General features: G+C 30.4%; 18 protein-coding genes. 16 read left to right on the forward strand and 2 right to left on the reverse strand.

Annotated features, from left to right (window positions below; translation table 11 throughout):
* Positions 1–260 precede the first annotated feature (260 nt).
* The 7 genes from BN1865_RS04385 to BN1865_RS04415 all read left to right on the forward strand — a co-directional run bounded on the left by BN1865_RS04385 (position 261) and on the right by BN1865_RS04415 (position 8,223).
* A complete protein-coding gene (locus tag BN1865_RS04385) occupies positions 261–1,937 on the forward strand; it encodes a Na/Pi cotransporter family protein (RefSeq protein WP_050636048.1) in 1,677 nt (558 codons plus the stop codon).
* Between the two features lie 213 nt (positions 1,938–2,150).
* Positions 2,151–3,467 carry a TrkH family potassium uptake protein gene (locus tag BN1865_RS04390; protein WP_050636049.1) on the forward strand — a complete coding sequence of 439 codons (1,317 nt, stop codon included), beginning with the start codon at positions 2,151–2,153 and terminating at the stop codon, positions 3,465–3,467.
* Between the two features lie 9 nt (positions 3,468–3,476).
* Positions 3,477–4,136, forward strand: a complete 660-nt coding sequence (locus tag BN1865_RS04395) for a potassium channel family protein (protein WP_050636050.1) — start codon at positions 3,477–3,479, stop codon at positions 4,134–4,136.
* Positions 4,137–4,321: 185 nt separating this feature from the next.
* Positions 4,322–5,878: an alpha-glucoside-specific PTS transporter subunit IIBC gene (locus tag BN1865_RS04400; RefSeq protein ID WP_050636051.1), complete on the forward strand. Its 1,557-nt coding sequence runs from the start codon at positions 4,322–4,324 to the stop codon at positions 5,876–5,878.
* Positions 5,879–5,897: 19 nt separating this feature from the next.
* Positions 5,898–6,392 (forward strand): hypothetical protein, encoded by a 495-nt coding sequence (locus tag BN1865_RS04405; RefSeq protein ID WP_050636052.1) that lies wholly within the window; start codon positions 5,898–5,900, stop codon positions 6,390–6,392.
* A gap of 18 nt (positions 6,393–6,410) precedes the next feature.
* Positions 6,411–7,745 (forward strand): 6-phospho-alpha-glucosidase, encoded by a 1,335-nt coding sequence (locus tag BN1865_RS04410; RefSeq protein WP_050636053.1) that lies wholly within the window; start codon positions 6,411–6,413, stop codon positions 7,743–7,745.
* A gap of 1 nt (position 7,746) precedes the next feature.
* On the forward strand, positions 7,747–8,223 hold the full coding sequence (locus tag BN1865_RS04415; protein WP_050636054.1) for a PTS sugar transporter subunit IIA: 477 nt from the start codon (positions 7,747–7,749) through the stop codon (positions 8,221–8,223).
* A gap of 704 nt (positions 8,224–8,927) precedes the next feature.
* Here BN1865_RS04415 and BN1865_RS04420 read toward each other — a convergent pair.
* Both BN1865_RS04420 and BN1865_RS04425 read right to left on the reverse strand, forming a co-directional pair.
* The gene (locus tag BN1865_RS04420) at positions 8,928–9,185 is read right to left on the reverse strand and encodes a DUF4351 domain-containing protein (RefSeq protein ID WP_050636055.1); all 258 of its coding nucleotides are present in this window, start codon (positions 9,183–9,185) and stop codon (positions 8,928–8,930) included.
* Positions 9,186–9,257: 72 nt separating this feature from the next.
* On the reverse strand, positions 9,258–10,214 hold the full coding sequence (locus BN1865_RS04425) for an Rpn family recombination-promoting nuclease/putative transposase (protein WP_050636056.1): 957 nt from the start codon (positions 10,212–10,214) through the stop codon (positions 9,258–9,260).
* A gap of 482 nt (positions 10,215–10,696) precedes the next feature.
* Between BN1865_RS04425 and BN1865_RS04430 the strand changes: the two genes are divergently transcribed.
* The 9 genes from BN1865_RS04430 to BN1865_RS04470 all read left to right on the forward strand — a co-directional run bounded on the left by BN1865_RS04430 (position 10,697) and on the right by BN1865_RS04470 (position 17,585).
* Positions 10,697–11,518, forward strand: a complete 822-nt coding sequence (locus tag BN1865_RS04430) for a coiled-coil domain-containing protein (protein WP_050636057.1) — start codon at positions 10,697–10,699, stop codon at positions 11,516–11,518.
* 250 nt (positions 11,519–11,768) lie between these two features.
* Positions 11,769–12,161, forward strand: a complete 393-nt coding sequence (locus BN1865_RS04435; protein WP_050636058.1) for an NlpC/P60 family protein — start codon at positions 11,769–11,771, stop codon at positions 12,159–12,161.
* Positions 12,162–12,224: 63 nt separating this feature from the next.
* On the forward strand, positions 12,225–14,000 hold the full coding sequence (locus tag BN1865_RS04440) for a coiled-coil domain-containing protein (protein ID WP_050636059.1): 1,776 nt from the start codon (positions 12,225–12,227) through the stop codon (positions 13,998–14,000).
* A gap of 96 nt (positions 14,001–14,096) precedes the next feature.
* The gene (locus BN1865_RS04445) at positions 14,097–14,558 is read left to right on the forward strand and encodes a LytTR family DNA-binding domain-containing protein (protein ID WP_050636060.1); all 462 of its coding nucleotides are present in this window, start codon (positions 14,097–14,099) and stop codon (positions 14,556–14,558) included.
* A gap of 84 nt (positions 14,559–14,642) precedes the next feature.
* The gene (locus BN1865_RS04450; RefSeq protein ID WP_050636061.1) at positions 14,643–14,975 is read left to right on the forward strand and encodes a hypothetical protein; all 333 of its coding nucleotides are present in this window, start codon (positions 14,643–14,645) and stop codon (positions 14,973–14,975) included.
* Between the two features lie 95 nt (positions 14,976–15,070).
* Complete coding sequence (locus tag BN1865_RS04455) at positions 15,071–15,289, forward strand: hypothetical protein (RefSeq protein WP_050636062.1); 219 nt, start codon at positions 15,071–15,073, stop codon at positions 15,287–15,289.
* Between the two features lie 2 nt (positions 15,290–15,291).
* Entirely contained in the window at positions 15,292–15,900 is a 609-nt protein-coding gene (locus BN1865_RS04460; RefSeq protein ID WP_050636063.1) for a hypothetical protein, read from the forward strand.
* A 684-nt stretch (positions 15,901–16,584) separates the two neighbouring features.
* The gene (locus BN1865_RS04465; RefSeq protein ID WP_050636064.1) at positions 16,585–17,088 is read left to right on the forward strand and encodes a transcription termination/antitermination NusG family protein; all 504 of its coding nucleotides are present in this window, start codon (positions 16,585–16,587) and stop codon (positions 17,086–17,088) included.
* Positions 17,085–17,585: a transcription termination/antitermination NusG family protein gene (locus BN1865_RS04470; protein WP_050636065.1), complete on the forward strand. Its 501-nt coding sequence runs from the start codon at positions 17,085–17,087 to the stop codon at positions 17,583–17,585. The genes BN1865_RS04465 and BN1865_RS04470 overlap by 4 nt, the downstream gene beginning before the upstream one ends.
* Positions 17,586–17,641 lie beyond the last annotated feature (56 nt).

Genomic DNA, 17,641 nt, shown 5'->3' on the forward strand with positions numbered 1-17,641 from the left:
TAGTCAATTTGTAAATTGTTTTTTGATTGATCTGCTTTTGAAAGATGTACCTCTTATAATCATTAAAAGATAAAAAAACATGTAGACATTAAATATTATTGCTGCATGTTTTTTTAATCTTTATATACGAATAAAACCACTATTTTTTTGGTAATCATAAAAAAAGTGGCTGAGAAATGTTAAGTTTGTGTTAAGTTTATTTACAATATGTAAATGAAATGTTAATCTTTGTTTGTATATCATTAGGAGGCAAAAAAGGGATGGAAATGTCGAATGTATTTGCTTTATTAGGAGGCTTGGCATTATTTTTATATGGGATGACAATGATGTCAAATGGATTGGAATTAGCTGCTGGAAATAAAATGAAAACAATCCTTGAAAAATTAACAACAAATCGTTTTTTAGGAGTAGGAGTTGGAGCTCTGATTACTGCACTTATTCAATCTTCATCAGCAACAACGGTTATGACAGTTGGTTTTGTTAATGCTGGTTTAATGAAGCTTGAAAATGCTGTATGGGTGATTATGGGAGCTAATATTGGAACAACAATTACGGGACAATTAATTGCTTTAGATATTACTGCATTGGCACCTGTTATTGCTTTTGTTGGAGTTGCATTGATTGCATTTTTCAAAAGTAAACGATTGGATGCAATTGGAACTATTGCAGCAGGATTAGGTATTTTGTTTATGGGAATGGACATGATGTCAGGGGCAATGGTACCACTTAGAAGTTCACCAGAATTTATAAGTATCGTTTCTAATTTTGAAAATCCATTGATTGGTATTGCAGTTGGAGCAATATTCACTGCTGTTATTCAGAGTTCATCTGCTTCAGTTGGTATTTTACAAGCACTTGCTATGAGTGGAGTGATTACTTTACCTTCTGCTATTTATGTCTTATTTGGACAAAATATTGGAACTTGTATTACAGCTGTGCTGGCTTCTATAGGAACAGGACGTAATGCGAAACGTACAACGATTTTACATCTGTCCTTTAATATTATAGGAACATTGATATTTGTATTCATTAGTATGGTGACGCCATTTGCTCATTGGATGCAAGCTTTAACACCAAGTAATATTCCAGCTCAAATCGCAAATGTGCATACTGTCTTTAATATTGTCACAACATTGCTGTTACTTCCATTTGGAAAACAATTAGTCCAACTTACGTATAAAATTCTTCCTGAAAAAGAAGGACATGAAGATCGTATGGATGTGAAGTATTTAGATTTTAATATTTTTACAAATGATTTTCATATTGGAACAAGTGCTATTGCGAATACGCAATTATTTAATGAAACACAAAATATGTTGGATGTAGCAATTGATAATGTGCGAAGATCTTTTGAACTGATGATTAGTTATAAAGATGAAAAATATGAGAAATTACAAAAAAGTGAAGATTATATTAATTTTTTAAATAAACAAATTGTAGATTTTACAACCAATGCTATTTCTAATGAATTTCCACTTGAAGGTTCTCAAACAATAGGTCTTTTCTTGAAAGTATCGGCTGATTTAGAGCGAATTGGAGATCATGCGGTTAATATTGCAAATCGTGCGAAATTGTTACATGATGAAAATAGACATTTTTCTGATGAAGCAATGGATGAAATTGGCATTATGAGTAGTTTATGTACCAATATATTAGATGAATTGAAGATTATGAAATATGATGAGTTTAAAAATCTTGTTGATAAGGTTGATATTATTGAAGAGAATATTGATAAAACAAATCGTGAATTTAATATTAATCAATTAATTCGTTTAAAACAAAAGAAATGTACAACTGAAAATAGTGTTGTTTATACCAAAATCTTAACTGATTTTGAACGTATTGGAGATCATGGTTTAAACATTGCAGAAAGTTTCTATAAGATTAGAAAAGCGGTAGCTGCAATGAAAATGAAACCTGAAATGATTGAAGAATAATTGAATAGTTTTGTTGAATATGTGGTGGAGTCTGGCATAAAGTATTATACTTTATTTATTCAACAAATGTATTTTTAGCATAAGAAAAACCAGATTCTAAGTTATGATGAATCTGGTTTTTTAAGGTATAGACAATTAATTTTTGAATATTCTAAAAGAGATAGTTTGAAAATTGATGAATTGTTTTCATAGAAAGATAGGGGGAAATTATTTATGCAAAGGATTTTAAAAAGAGTAAGTCAAATAGGAGCGCATTCATCCCCTCCACGATTAATCGCATTGGGGTTTGCAAGTGTGATTTTAATTGGTTCATTGCTTTTAATGTTGCCTATTTCAATTAGAGTGGGGTCACATGTCACTTTTATTGATGCTCTCTTTACTTCAACAAGTGCTGTTTGTGTAACGGGTTTAATTGCCATTGATACAGCAGAGCATTTTACTGTGTTTGGACGAACAATTGTTGCGTTGCTTATTCAAATTGGTGGTTTGGGTGTGACTTGTGTAGGCGTTAGTATTATTTTAGCAACTGGGAAGCGGGTAGGATTTAAGGCAAGAAAACTGATTAAGGAATCATGGAATATTGGTGGCTATGGTGGTTTGGTTAAATTAGTGAAAGATGTTTTAAAAATGACTTTGTTATTTGAGTTTGTTGGAGCAGTTTTAAGCTTTATTGTTTTTGTACAGGATTATCCTCCTATAGAGGCACTAGGGATTAGTGTATTTCATTCTGTTGCAGCGTTTAATAATTCTGGTTTTGATATTCTAGGTGGATTAACAAATTTGATTCCTTATCAAAATAATGTTTTATTAAATTTGGTAACATGTGGATTGATTATTTTAGGAGGTATTGGTTTTTTAGTGATTATTGATGTGAAAAATAAAAAATCATTCAAAAAACTTTCTTTACATTCTAAAGCAGTCATAACTGTGAGTTTATTTTTAATTGGAGTTGGAACAATTCTTATAAAAATGACTGATCAAGTGACATGGCTAGGTGCTTTTTTCCATAGTGTATCAGCGCGTACAGCAGGATTTTCAACATATCCGTTAGGAAACTTTAGTAATGCGGGACTCTTTGTTTTAATTATTTTAATGTTTATTGGTGCTTCACCTGGTTCGACAGGAGGAGGTATAAAAACAAGTACGTTGTTTGTATTAGGAAATGTTGTACGCAGTATTATCAAGCATCAGCATTGTGTTGCCTTTAAAAGAAGAATTTCAGATAGTGTGATTAAACAAGCTTTTGTAGTCACATTATTATCACTTTGTGTTGTTATGATAAGTACTTTCTTGTTATGTGTGTTTGAACCACATTATACTTTTTTACAATTATTGTTTGAAAGTACTTCAGCATTTGGAACGGTTGGTCTATCAACTGGAATTACGCCACATTTAAGCATTATAGGAAAAGTGATTATTATTTTCACAATGTATGTTGGTCGTATTGGTGCCATAACAATTATCACATTAGGAAGTTATAAAGAGCCAACAACGGCTGTTTATACAACAGAAGATATAACGATAGGATAGGTGAAGAAAATGAAAAATAAAAAAAGTTATGCGATTATTGGTTTGGGAAGATTTGGAATGCCATTAGCTAAAACTCTGGCTCAGGCTGGAAAAGAAGTCATTGGGATTGATCGAGATGAAGATAGAGTGAAAGAATTAAGGGATTATACAGAGTATGCATTTGTAGCACAAAGTTTAACAAAAGAGGTTTTAGAAGATATTGGTGTACAAAATTGTGATATGGCTATTATTTGTATTGGTGATAAGATTGAAACAAGTATTTTAACAACTTTGAATGTTATTCATTTAAATATTCCTAAAGTGATTGCCAAAGCCACAAGTAGTGAACAGGGAGAAGTCTTAGAAAAATTAGGTGCACAGGTTGTTTATCCTGAAAGAGATATGGCTTTAAGAATTGCTAAGAAAATATTAAGAGATAATATGATTGATTCTATCTCTATTGGAAAAGGAATAGAAGTGATGGAAATCAAGGTATCTAGACAAATGGTCGGACAAACGATTATAGAAATGAAAGTTCGTGAAAAATATGGATTAAATATTATTGCTATTCACCATGATGGGAAAACAGAAACAGAAATTAATCCTCAATATCATTTTAAATGTGATGATACAATTGCAGTTGTTGGAAGAGAAGAAAAAGTTTCACAGTTCATTGATGATTATTCATGATCAATCTATATAAATTAAAAAAGTGTTGAATTGATCAACACTTTTTTAATGTGTGAAAATTCACGCCTGATGTGATAAATCATTGGAAATGGGTCTTGTTCCTATGTCTCTTAGAAGTATTGTACTTTTTTTTGAAAGGGGTTACTATAAACGTGCAAGAGATATCACGAGGGAGGAAAAATGATATGATGCAAAAAATTCAAAGATTCGGAGGAGCAATGTTCACACCAGTTCTGCTGTTTGCTTTTGCTGGTATTACAATTGGAATTGGAACATTGTTTACAACCGAAGCCATTATGGGTGGGCTTGCTAGTCCTGATGGTTTATGGTATCAATGCTGGAATGTTATCTTACAGGGTGGCTGGACAGTCTTTAATCAATTACCATTAATATTCGTAGTAGGACTACCAATTGGTCTTGCTAAAAAACAACAGGCAAGATGTTGTATGGAAGCGTTAGTACTTTATTTAACATTCCAATATTTCTTAAGTACAATCTTAAGTCAATGGGGATCTACATTTGGTGTCGACTTTGCTGCTGAAGTTGGTGGAACAAGTGGTTTAACAATGGTTGCCAGCATTAAGACATTAGATATGGGAATGATTGGAGCACTACTTATTTCAGGGATTGTTATTTTCTTACACAATCGTTATTTCGATACAGAGTTGCCAGAATGGATGGGAACATTTAGTGGTTCATCATTTGTCGTTATTGTTGGATTCTTTGTTCTCTTACCTGTCGCTTTCTTATCAGCGAGTTTATGGCCAATGGTTCAATCAGGAATGAGAGCATTTCAGGGATTTATCGCTGGAGCTGGAGCTCTAGGTGTTTGGGTGTTCATCTTCATGGAACGTATCTTAATCCCATTTGGTTTACATCACTTACTTTATTTCCCATTCTTCTATGATTCAGCAGTTGTTGCAGGTGGAGTCTTCTCAACTTGGGCAACACAATTACCTGAACTTGCATCAAGTAGTGAATCATTGAAAACACTCGCACCATATGCCTGGCCAACATTAACAGGTTTATCAAAAATCTTTGGTTGTCCTGGAATTGCCTTAGCATTCTATATGACTGCTAAAGATAGTAAGAAAAAGAAAATCGCAGGTTTATTAATTCCGATTACTTTAACAGCAATTTTCTGTGGGGTTACAGAACCAATTGAATTTACATTCTTATTTATCGCACCAGTTTTATTTGTTGTCCATGCAATTTTGGCAGCAACACTTTCAACAGTTGCCTACATGTTTGGAGTTGTTGGAGCAATGTCAGGTGGATTGATTGAAATTTCAGCTTTAAACTTTATTCCATTAATGGCAAATCATTGGCCAACATATTTAACATTATTAGTTATAGGTTTAATTTTTACAGGTATTTATTTCGTTGTCTTCAGATTCTTAATTTTAAAATTCAATTTTGCAACACCTGGTCGTGAAGAAGATGATGAAGAAATTACATTCCACAGTAAAGCTGATTTTAAAGAAAAACAATCAGGTGGAGCAACTCAAGGAAGTTTAGCAACAATGATCTTAGAAGCATTAGGTGGAAAAGATAACATTGTTGATGTGACAAACTGTGCAACACGTTTACGTGTGAATGTCAAAGATGAAACTTTAGTACAAAGTGATAGTTATTTTAAAAACATTGGAACTCATGGTATTAAGGCGACAAAAACGAATATACAAGTTATTGTTGGTTTAAAAGTTCCATCAGTTAGAGAAGAATTTGAGGGTTTATTATAGAAAGAGGAAGGTAGAAAATATGGCACGAATGAAAAAACAAGATAAAGAACTTCAAAAAATGAATCGATACTTTATGATCGCAAAAGTGTTCCTAGCAATTACTCCTTTAATATGTTACTTATATGTATCATTAAAAGCATCGATGAATGGTATCACATTTCAACAGCTTTTAAGTCAAGATCCAAGTACAACAGTTGTATTCTTAATCGCAATGATTAATCCTTATATTGCTTATCTTGTCCAATTAATTCAAAAGAATTTAATCAAAGGTAATACAAAATTTGTTTGTATTAATATGATTCTATTATTAGTTGCTCAAATGTTAACAATGAATCTATTCTATTTGATGATGTTACTTTATGTTTTCTATCGTGCTATCCAATACTACAATATTCCAGTTTTAGTTACACTTAAAAATTCAACAATCAAGCAATCTTTTGTCAATGGTGGAGGAAGTATGCTTGTGATGTTGGTAAGCTGTATTAGCTTGTTTGCCACTATAAGATTAATGTAAAAACGGAGGAGAAAGAAAATGGCAGAAAAAAAATATTCAATTACAATTGCAGGTGGAGGAAGTACATTTACTCCAGGAATTTGTTTGTTATTATTAGAACATATGGATCGTTTCCCTATTAGAAAGATTAAGTTCTATGATAATTTTAAAGAAAGACAAGAAACAATCGCAAAAGCTTGTGAAATCTATTTAAAAGAAAATGCTCCAGAAGTGGAATTTGGTTATACAACTGATCCTCAAGAAGCATTTACAGATGTAGACTTTGTTATGTGTCATATTCGTGTTGGATTATATGCAATGCGTGAAAAAGATGAAAAGATTCCATTAAAATATGGAGTTGTTGGTCAAGAAACATGTGGGCCAGGAGGACTTGCTTATGGTATGCGTTCAATTGGTGGCGTTATTGAAATCTTAGATTATATGGAAAAATATTCACCAAATGCTTGGATGTTAAATTATTCAAATCCAGCAGCTATTGTTGCTGAAGCTACAAGAAGATTACGTCCAAATTCTAAAATCTTAAATATCTGTGATATGCCAATTGACTTAGAAGAAAAAATGGCTTCAATGATTGGTTTAAGTTCAAGAAAAGAATTAGATGTTGGATATTATGGATTAAATCACTTTGGTTGGTGGCATTCTATTAAAGATCAAAAAGGAAATGATTTAATGCCAGAAATTAAAAAACATGTGGCTGCGAATGGATTTGCAGATGCTTTGTCTAAAACAAATCAACATGTTGAACAAAGCTGGATTGAAACATTTGCAAAAGCCAAAGATGTTTATGCATTAGATCCAGATACAATTCCAAATACTTATTTAAAATATTATTTATATCCTGATTATGTTGTTGAACATTCTGATCCAAATCATACCCGTGCTAATGAAGTTATGGAACATCGTGAAAAGAATATCTTTACAATTTGTCAAAATATTATTGATAAAGGAACTGCAAAAGATGGTGGATTTGAACCAGATGCACATGCTGAATATATTGTTGACTTAGCTTGTGCTCTTGCAACAAATACAAAAGAAAAATTCTTATTAATTGTTCCTAATGAAGGAGCTATTGAGAACTTTGATAGAACTGCTATGGTAGAAATTCCTTGTTATGTAGGTATCAATGGTTATGAAAGAGTTGTTCAAGGGGCCATTCCACAATTCCAAAAGGGAATGATGGAACAGCAAGTTTCAGTAGAAAAATTAGTTGTTGAAGCATGGATTGAAGGAAGTTACCAAAAAATGTGGCAAGCTATGACTTTATCAAAAATTGTACCAAGTGCAAAAGTTGCAAAACAAATCTTGGATGAAATGATTGAAGCCAATAAAGATTATTGGCCAGAGTTAAAATAATATGGGATTCTTTAAAAAGAAAAACAAAGCCTTTTATGCAATGGCGAATGGGAAGAGCGTTGCTATAGAAGATGTACCAGATGAAGTCTTTGCGACAAAGATGATGGGTGATGGGATTGCTATTCAACCGATAGAGGGGAAAATCTATGCACCTTGTAATGGTAAAGTCACAATGGTTATGGATAATACGAAACATGCTGTTGGAATTGAAAATGAAGATGGAATGGAAATTTTGATTCATGTTGGATTAGATACAGTGAATTTAGGTGGTGTTGGTTTTGAAGTCTTTGTTCAGGTTGGTGATCAGGTGAAATCTGGTGATTTGTTAATTCAATATGATAAGGCAAAATTTGAAGCTGATGGTATTAATGATATGACGATGTTAGTTGTTGTTGATGCCAAAGGACATCATCTTACAAAATATCATATCAATGAAGATGTTCAAATTATAAATTCTCCTATTATAGAATATAAGTAAATATTTAATGTAAAAAGGAAACCAAGTAGAAATAATTCTATTTGATTTCCTTTTCTTTTGACTTTGTGTCAAGAGTGGAGGATAAAGGGGTCATCCACAATAACACAGGGTAAATACGTTTTAAGAACTAGCAATTAATCATTAAAATATAAGTTATGAGAGTTTAATTTGTTAAATTACTTAATAGAAACATCAATGTCATTATATACGGACTTATAATGTGTCAATAGGTGGGAAAAATGATAAACAGATAGAAAAGATAGATGTGTGAATAGTGTTATAATCATAGTCCTTCTCATTTTTTTCAGCAAGGTCATAAAGATAATAAATATAGGAAGCATAGGAAAAAAATTATCTTTTTCAGCTGACAGGATGTAGTAACCTTTTCTTACGAAATAACGAGAGTAAATAAGATATTGATTCTTAACAAAAATAATATAATATATTTTTGGTTAATAACTGTTTCTTTTACTCGTTCTTTAAATGAATTCCTTTCTCCCGTATTTTCTTTTCCTAGGAATAATTAGTAAAATTAAAAGGCGATTTCTCGCCTTTTTGATTTTGTAGCAGTTTTCTCTGTAAGTGGAGCAGGTTTTATGTCTCAGCCTCGACCGATGGACATGGGTTTATGTTCTCCATACTGACCTTTCTTCTTCAGTAATTGTTGCAGCGATTACTATCTCTTTCCTTGATATTTACAACTATCATGATAAAGCATCAAATATATCCTGCTCATTATTGATAGTAATCAAATGATTAACCAATGAATCAAGCTGTTCTTCATTGCATGCCTGAATCTGATTCATCACTTCATCAGATAAATTTCCTAACTTTGTTTTCAATAGATTCGTAATCACTTCAATCTTTCCAACTTTTAAGCCATCTTTTAAGCCCAATTCTCGACCTTTCTGCTCTCCTTGTAGTGTTGCTTTGTTTAAAGCGTTCGTTACACTTGTACACATATCAATTTCCTCCTTTTCTTCGTCAATAATTGTTACAACGATTACTGTCCCTTCCTTTGATATCTAAAATTATCATGATAAGGCATCAAATATATCCTGCTCACTATTGATAGAAGCATAATGATTAACCAATAAATCAAGTTGTTCTTCATTGCATGCCTGAATCTGATTCATCACTTCATCGGATAAATCTCCTAACTTCGTTTTCAATAGATTCATAATGACTTCAATCTTTCCAGCTTTTAAGCCCAATTCTCGACCTTTCTGCTCTCCTTGCAGTGTCGCTTTGTTTAAAGCGTTCGTTACACTTGTACACATATCAATTTCCTCCTTTTCTTCCTGTTCAATCATTCTTAATATTCTTTCTTCTCCAATAATCGTTGCAACGACTACCGCTGCTTCCTTCGACATCACCATTCCTGTTAAACGGCTGATATCCCCATCCCAGCAATAGAACTGCTGAACTGCTCCAATCACTTTCTGATTATCCTCACAGTGGAGTTTCTCATTCACTTCAATGGTCTTGATGTCAATGACATTTAAATTCCAGTTGTTTATCTTTTCTCTGATACTTTCTGGAATCTTCATCATATCTGTCAGCGTTCTTGGCTGTATCCAATGTCTTTGCCCAGTATATAATACAAAGGTAATCACTGGAATAGGATGAAAGGCTCTTCTTGCATTTCTGTCTGACTGGTTATACTGCTGATTATAGCCAATTGTATCATACAGCAAAACCCGAAAAGGCATGGAGTAGTCAATAGCCTGCTGATGTTCAATAGCGATGATGACATCAATATCATCGATCTTTGCAAGCATGATGGAATCCCTCCGTTTACCAACGGAAGCAATCCCCTCATTCTGATAGAAGACAGTCGAGCTGTCACTATCAAAAACTAGTAAATCAGAAGGTGCGATCTTCTGTCTGCCGTTAAAAAGAAACAAATTCACAAAATCAGCAAATCTCAGCTTATCCTTAAGAAAATCAGCGACAACATCTGCTGGTTTTGTTTCTAATAGTTGATTCATAAACAATTCCTCCTTTTTATATGAAAGGCAGTAAAAAAACAGATGAGGAATGTCTATAAGGATATTTTATAATATTTGCTATAAGAAAACAATGATTTATCATTTAAAATATCCCTATACTTATATATACACAAAAAAATTCCATTTTTCTTTTTTTATTTGAAAATATTTTAATTCTATTGAATTCTTTATATAAATAATGCAATAAGAACTGTAACGTGTAAATAGTTGGACTATTCACCGTTACAGTTTTTTTCTTTTCAATCAACAAAAGGATGGACACACACCATGCTAGTAATAAATTGAGGTGTAAATTCTTTAAAGATATTTTTTTGTCAATTTTACTATTAAAAAATATGTTTGAAAAAGAAACGATTTATTTGTATAAAAGACAAGCATTTCTCCTTTTATATTATATTTAATTAATATATATGTTATATAAATTCTCATTTGTAAATATGAGATACAAGGAGGAATGAAAGATGAATGAGACACTTCAACAACTAAAAATACAATTAAGTACAGGGAAGAAAACATATAGGATGCTTGCTTCACTAGATTCAAATTCAAAAAAATATCAGGAAGTCTTAAATGAATTTATGCCAAAAATCAAAAAAATGTTAGATGATGCTAAAAAAAATTTGCAGGAGACTTCTCAAAATGCTCCTAAATTAAAAAAAGAGATGACAAATCTTTATAATACGATCAATGTTCAAAGAAAAAATATTGAAGAATTAAAAAATAATATAGAGGAATATGATATCAAAATCAAAAAATGGACTATTGATATCCAACAATATACTCAAGCAAGAGATAATTGTGATAAAGAATTGAAGAATATGAGATCAAAAAAATTCATTCCATATGTAGGATTAATTATGACAATTAAGGATAAAAGGTCAGGTAAATATAATAGATATTTGCAAGAATTTGAAAACGCTGTGGATATGATTCATCAACTAGAAAACCACATTAGTGAAGCAAGGGTATTTTGTCAAAAAAACCAAGAAGAATGTAATAAAATTTATAAAAATATTGATGATGATACAAAGAAATTAGCTATATTGCGTCAGAAGATTTCTGACTCTGTTAATCAAGTATTATATCTTTCTATATTGGAAGAAAGGTTAAGCCAATTGGGATGTGGTGTTGTGACAAGTTCTAAAATTCTTGAATTATTAGATAAGGAACCAGAGGTGATTCATTTCGATAATGAAATTTATATGACTATCATTAATGAATATAATAAGAATCCAGATTCGTTTAAAGATTATATTGTTAAAGGGGATGAGGAATTTTTATAAGGGACAAAAAGAAAAGGAAATGAGCAATAATGAAAAATATTTTCTATGTTGCTTTTATATAATTATAAAATAGAAAAAATAGGGTTTAATTTTGTTAGAAATTGTAAAGGGAGATGTGTATTTGTATTGAATACAAGCAAGCGCATTTTCCTCTTTTTATTTAATTAATATAGAAGATAAGGAGGTGAGGGCACCTAATGAATAGGTGATATAACTTGCAAACTATATTTTTATTAAGGAGGATACGGAAATGAAAGTTAATGATTTTATTGAGAAAGCAAAACAGATTGAAAGAATGAAAACAAGATATCAATTAGGAAAGTTTATGAATGCCAAGACAAGTGATGGATACTATTTGGTTGATTGTAGTGGATTGATTAAAGGTATTTTATGGGGATATCCAGAAAATGGTAAATATGGAAAGAATGGTGTTCCTGATATTAATGCGAATACTATGATTAACAAGTGTTCTCATGTCACAACTGATTTTACAAAATTACAACCAGGTTGGTTAGTTTGGATGGAAGGACATATTGGTATTTATGTAGGTGATGGGATTGTGATTGAATCAACACCTAAGTGGAAAGGTTGTGTTCAAAAATCATATCCTAGAGGTTGTATAGTTTCAAATAAAAAAATCTAAATGAAAGAAAATGGAGTAAGTGTGGATGTTTTGATAAGTTCATACAATAGGAGAGATGGAGTTATGAAATATGAAGTTACAGATAGTCAAATTCAATGGAATGATGGAATTAAAAAATATGAAGTGAAATATGATGGATTGCCAGAAAAAACGATTCCATTAGTTGTAGAAGCAAAAGAAAGTCTATTACAGGAAATAGAATTAGATGATATGTTAATGAATCTGAATAATTCAGTTGATTTATTATATGTTGCATTTTGTGCTTTAAATGGAAAAGATATGCAAGGAGATCTTGATGGGTTACAAGCGTCATTACTAACATTATGTAGTAAAAGTAAAGCAACAATATCAGCTTTTAAAGGTCAGTCAAGAGAAATCACAAGAGAAATTTTAGATAGTTACAAGTGGATGAAAGATGGATGGACTGATGAGGCAATGGTTATTTTTGATTCGACTGCACAATATGCATCACTGATGGCAAAAAGTTCTAAAGATTTATCAATGGAGTTTGATAAGTTGGCTAAAGATACTGTGACAGTATTACAAAAAGTAGAAAAAGAGCATGCATCTGAAATAAAAAATAAAGCACAATTTGAAGAAGAATTAGCAAAAATAAATGCTGATAAAGCAAAAACAGAATCTCTAGCAAAGAGTTTAACAGACGAAGTAGAAGCAATTAATCTTGAATATAATCAAGAAAAAGAAGCTTTAAAATCTGCTGAAACAAGAGAGTTGACAATGTCTATTGTTTCAGCTTTAACAGGTGCACTTTCTTTAGGTATCTCATCTGGTATATCAACAAGTACGAAAAATAATAATGTTAATGCTAGTCAAGAAGAACTAGCAAAAATTGAAAAAGAAAAAGCTGATAATGAAAAGAAGCAACAAGAAACAACAAAAGAAAAAGAAACAACACAAAAGAAATTACTAGAGATGAAAGATCAAAAGAAAACATTAGAAAATGAAAAAGCAGCAAAAGAATTACAACTACAAAATAAAAAAGATCTTTTATCAAAAGAAACAAATGAAGAGTTAAAACCAAAACAACAAAAAGATGTAGAAATATTAGAAAAAGAAATAGAAAATATTATTAAGAAAATTAATGAATTCAATACATCAATTCAAGAACAAGAAACAAATGTGAAAAATTATGAAGCTGTATTAACAGGTATTTCAGCTTCATTAAAATCACTAACAGACAGTATGAAAGAAGCGAAAAAAGCTGCAAAAAGTGCTAGTGAAGCACATGCTGAAAATGTAAAAAGTTTATTAAATAAGAAACTTGAATTAGAAAAACAGAAAAGAGAATCATTAGGAGAGATTGAAAAGTTTGCAATTCTTGTACAATTAAATAAAGATAAAGTCATTACAACAGATACAGCTATTGAAATGCTTTTAACAGCTATTAGATGTTTAAAGAAAGTATCAACATCCCTATTGACCGCTGCATTATTCTGGGAATCATTAAGTCAATATTGTGGAAAATTATCACAATCAAAGATACCTAAATTAATGAAACAAGTTGAAAATAAATCTGAAGAAGGACGTATAGAGTTCTTTACTAATTCTAATTTTGCTGGAATTTTTGTTAGATATGCAACGCAATGGGCAGCTATGTATTATGTGTGTGAGGAATATTTATATCAGGCAAATATAACTTATAATAAAGCAAAAAGTAATTTTGAAGAAATGCCAGATGCGAAAAAAGCTGTACAAATTGCGCAAGAAAAATCTAAGATTGTTTTGTCTAATATTCAAAAACAAATGCGTGATTCTGATGTGGTAGTTTTAGAACTTGAAAAACAGAAAAAACAAGTTCAAGAAAATAAAGAGCAGTAGTAATGAAATGTTAGGACATGTAAAACTGTCACAAAGTGACAGTTTTCATCATATTATTCAGTTTTAACTTCATTCTTAAAAAAGAGGGGAATGTATATGAATATAAAAATACTAACAAATCATGATATAAATAGAAACATGGTTTTAATACAGTGTCATCCAAAAAATAAAAATCTTGTGAAACAAATCTGTCATTTTATCAAACTTAAATATGGAACACTAAAAGTTTTTGACGATGAATATAATTATTATCATATGTATATATGGGATATATGCTATATTGATGAGTTAAGACGAACAATATCTGTCTATACAGAAAAAGATGTCTATTATATTACAAAATCATTAAAACATTTAATGGTTCATTTATCAAAGAGAAGGTTTATTCAAGTAAGTGCACATACAATTGTGAATACATTACATATTGATCATTATTATATTAGTGCAGATAGTAGAAGGATTATTGTTTTGGATAATGGTTGTGAAGTGGTTGTTAATCGGCATTATAAGGATGTCATCGATAATTATTTATTTGTAAAAGATGAAGAGTTAATGTAAGAAGAACAATGCTTTTACAAATCAAAAAAGGAATTGATTATAATGATATTAGAAATCGATTTCTAATATCAGGAGGAATGAAAAATGGATAACAATGAAATTCAATTAAGAAATCAAGTAATGAGTGGGGCAAGGAGTTTATATGATGTATTAACTGAACTCGGTGTGAAAATTGAAACAGAAAGTAAAATAGAAAAATGGGCTGGAAAGATGAGCTTTGATAAAAATATTGAGTCTGGATGTAATATTACATTATTAGCGAGTCAATTAACACATAAAATAAATAAGAATTTTCCTAATCAATATAATGTCATATTTTATAGACATTTAGCAAAATACGTGCCACAAGATATATATGATCAAATGATTAAAATAGCTTTAGAAAATATAGAAGAAAGGAAAAAAGAAAAAAATTAGTTCAATTCAATCAAGTAAAAGTTGAAAATTGTGAGTGTTCATTAGATGAATTAAAAGAAGGAAATATAGGAATCGGCCTTTTTGTAAGAGAATCTGTGATTAAAGCTCAAACCCCAGTGGAAAGTATTTTGAATTGTTGGAATCAAAAAACATCTGGGCAAAATCTTTATTATATGATGATTAAAAAAACAAAAGATGGTGTATATGCCTATGATGCACATAAATCTTATCAAGTAATAAATAATCAAATTTTATTAGATGAGCATTATTTATATAGTGGAATAGCAATGATTGTTTCAAAGGAGGAGAATTAATTATGGATACTCAATTACATATACAACAAGGACCAACTTGTGGGGTTTATAGTTTGGCTTATGCTTTACATAAATTAGATATTAAAGTCATACCAGATGATTCAGAACTTCAAGGTTGGGCTCAATGTGTGGCTTTTGATAATGAGATAAATAAGGGATGTAATCCTGTTGCGTTAACACACTTTATTAATTCACAAACTAGTTTTTTAGATGGACTCACAGCAACTTTATATGCTAATGTTGATGGTTTGTGTGCAAATGCTTCAGCAGAAATTCAACAATTGCTAAAAACATTACAAGGTTATGCGAGAGTACAACTCGATAATCTTTACATCAATGAAGATTATAATTATAAAAATCTTAAAGAAGGACAAATCTGTATAGGTATATTTGTAAGTGGAAGATATAATGAAGATGATGTCAAAGTACCTTTTGTAAAACAATTTGCAGAAAATGCGGCAGCATTACATTATATGATGATTGAAAAAATGGATGGACAATGTGTTGTCTATGATTCCAATGTTGGAGAACGTAAAGAATTTGTAATTCAAGATAATGTTGCAAATGGTTATGCATATAGTGGACTTGCAATTGTATTAGAGCAAAAATAAAATAAAATCAATGTCTATTTTTAGTTCTAAATACAATGAACTAGAATATCTTCAATATGTTTATGAACAAATTAAAAATAAAGATTATACGGAAAGAGTTTTATATCACCAAAAGTGATATATTTATAAAACTAATAGAAGTAAATCTTATTATTATATGATTAGATTCTTGGAAAGTACTCTTATGTTATTTAGATTATTTGATATATGGATAACATCTAGAAAACAATAACATAAATTAATATTTATCTAGATAAACAAAAAATCTACTTTTTGAACCATATAATAAAAATAACATAATGAATTTAAAACAATCAAAAAAAGAAATTCAAGAATGGAAATATGATTAATAATAATCATGGAAAAGAATGAAGTTATGACATAATAATAAAAATAAGAGATTTCTCTATCTATTATATTCAATAGATAGAAAAACCTCTTTTCATTATTATTCAATATTTATTGTGTTTCATAGAACTCAATATTCTACGAAACAGATTATAACATAGTTCAATGAATTTTCAACCGAATTTAACAAATTTCGCTTTCATTCAGACTCATTTATCATAAAAAGATCACAATTATTAAGAGAAACATTAGAGATAATAAAATAATATCAGTATTCATTATCTATTTTTTCGCAGAATATTGAGTTCTGCGAAAAATAGGAATGGGAGGTATCATATGTTTTGGTATGTAGCACATGTTAAAAATGGTTTTGCTACTAAAATAGTATCTGTTTTGAATAAACAAGATAACATTGATGCTTTTATTCCTAAAAAAGAGATGTGGTTTCGTGGTGTGAATGGTAAGAAATATCGGACTGTGGAATTATATCCAGATTATGTGTTTATAAGAAGTCAATTGAATAGAGATGATTTTCATAAAGCTTTTAAAGAGTTCTTTAAGACGATTAGTGGATTGGTTGAACTATTGGATTATGATAGTGTTTATCCATTATCAATGGATGAGCAATTATTATTTGAACATCTTTTAGATAAGGGAAATGTTATTAAAAGGACAAAAGGTCTTAAGATAAATTCACGCTTTATTCCTACTTCTGGTCCATTGAAAGGATTAGAAGATAGAATTATAAAGGTGAATCGTCATGATCGCTATGCAATCCTTGATATGAATATTCTTAATAATAAGATGAAATTACCTATAGAGGAGCTTTCTCCTTCATGAACTGGTATGTCTTATTTACACTCAGTCAAAAGACAAAGAGAATAGTTTATAATCTCAATCGGAATAAAGAAGTCGAAGCTTTTATTCCTGTTTATGAAGAAATATGTAATAGAGATACATTAGAAGTGAATACAAAGAATATGTTTGATAATTATATCTTTGTAAAGACAACTTTAAATCAGGGAGATTTCAATGATTTATTACTGAGTATGAAAGATGAAAATGATGGATTAATTAAACAATTAAAGAATATAGATACATCTGCTTTGTCAGATGATGAAATAAAATTCTTTAATAATATATTAGATCAAAACTATGTTGCGAAAATATCTTATGGCTATAAAGTCAATGGAAGAACAGTTGTAACAGATGGACCATTAATTCATTATCAAGATCATATTATAAGAGTCAATACACATAATTATACTGCTTATCTTGATTTGACTTTCTTTGATAGAAAGATTAAGTTAGGAATAGTCATAACATGCAAGAAATGATTGAAGCGTTCGGCACCCACCTTCAATTGTATTCGGAATATAAAATATGAGTTTCT

This window comes from Candidatus Stoquefichus sp. SB1, from assembly GCF_001244545.1.
Taxonomy (GTDB): Bacteria; Bacillota_I; Bacilli_A; order Erysipelotrichales; family Coprobacillaceae; genus Stoquefichus.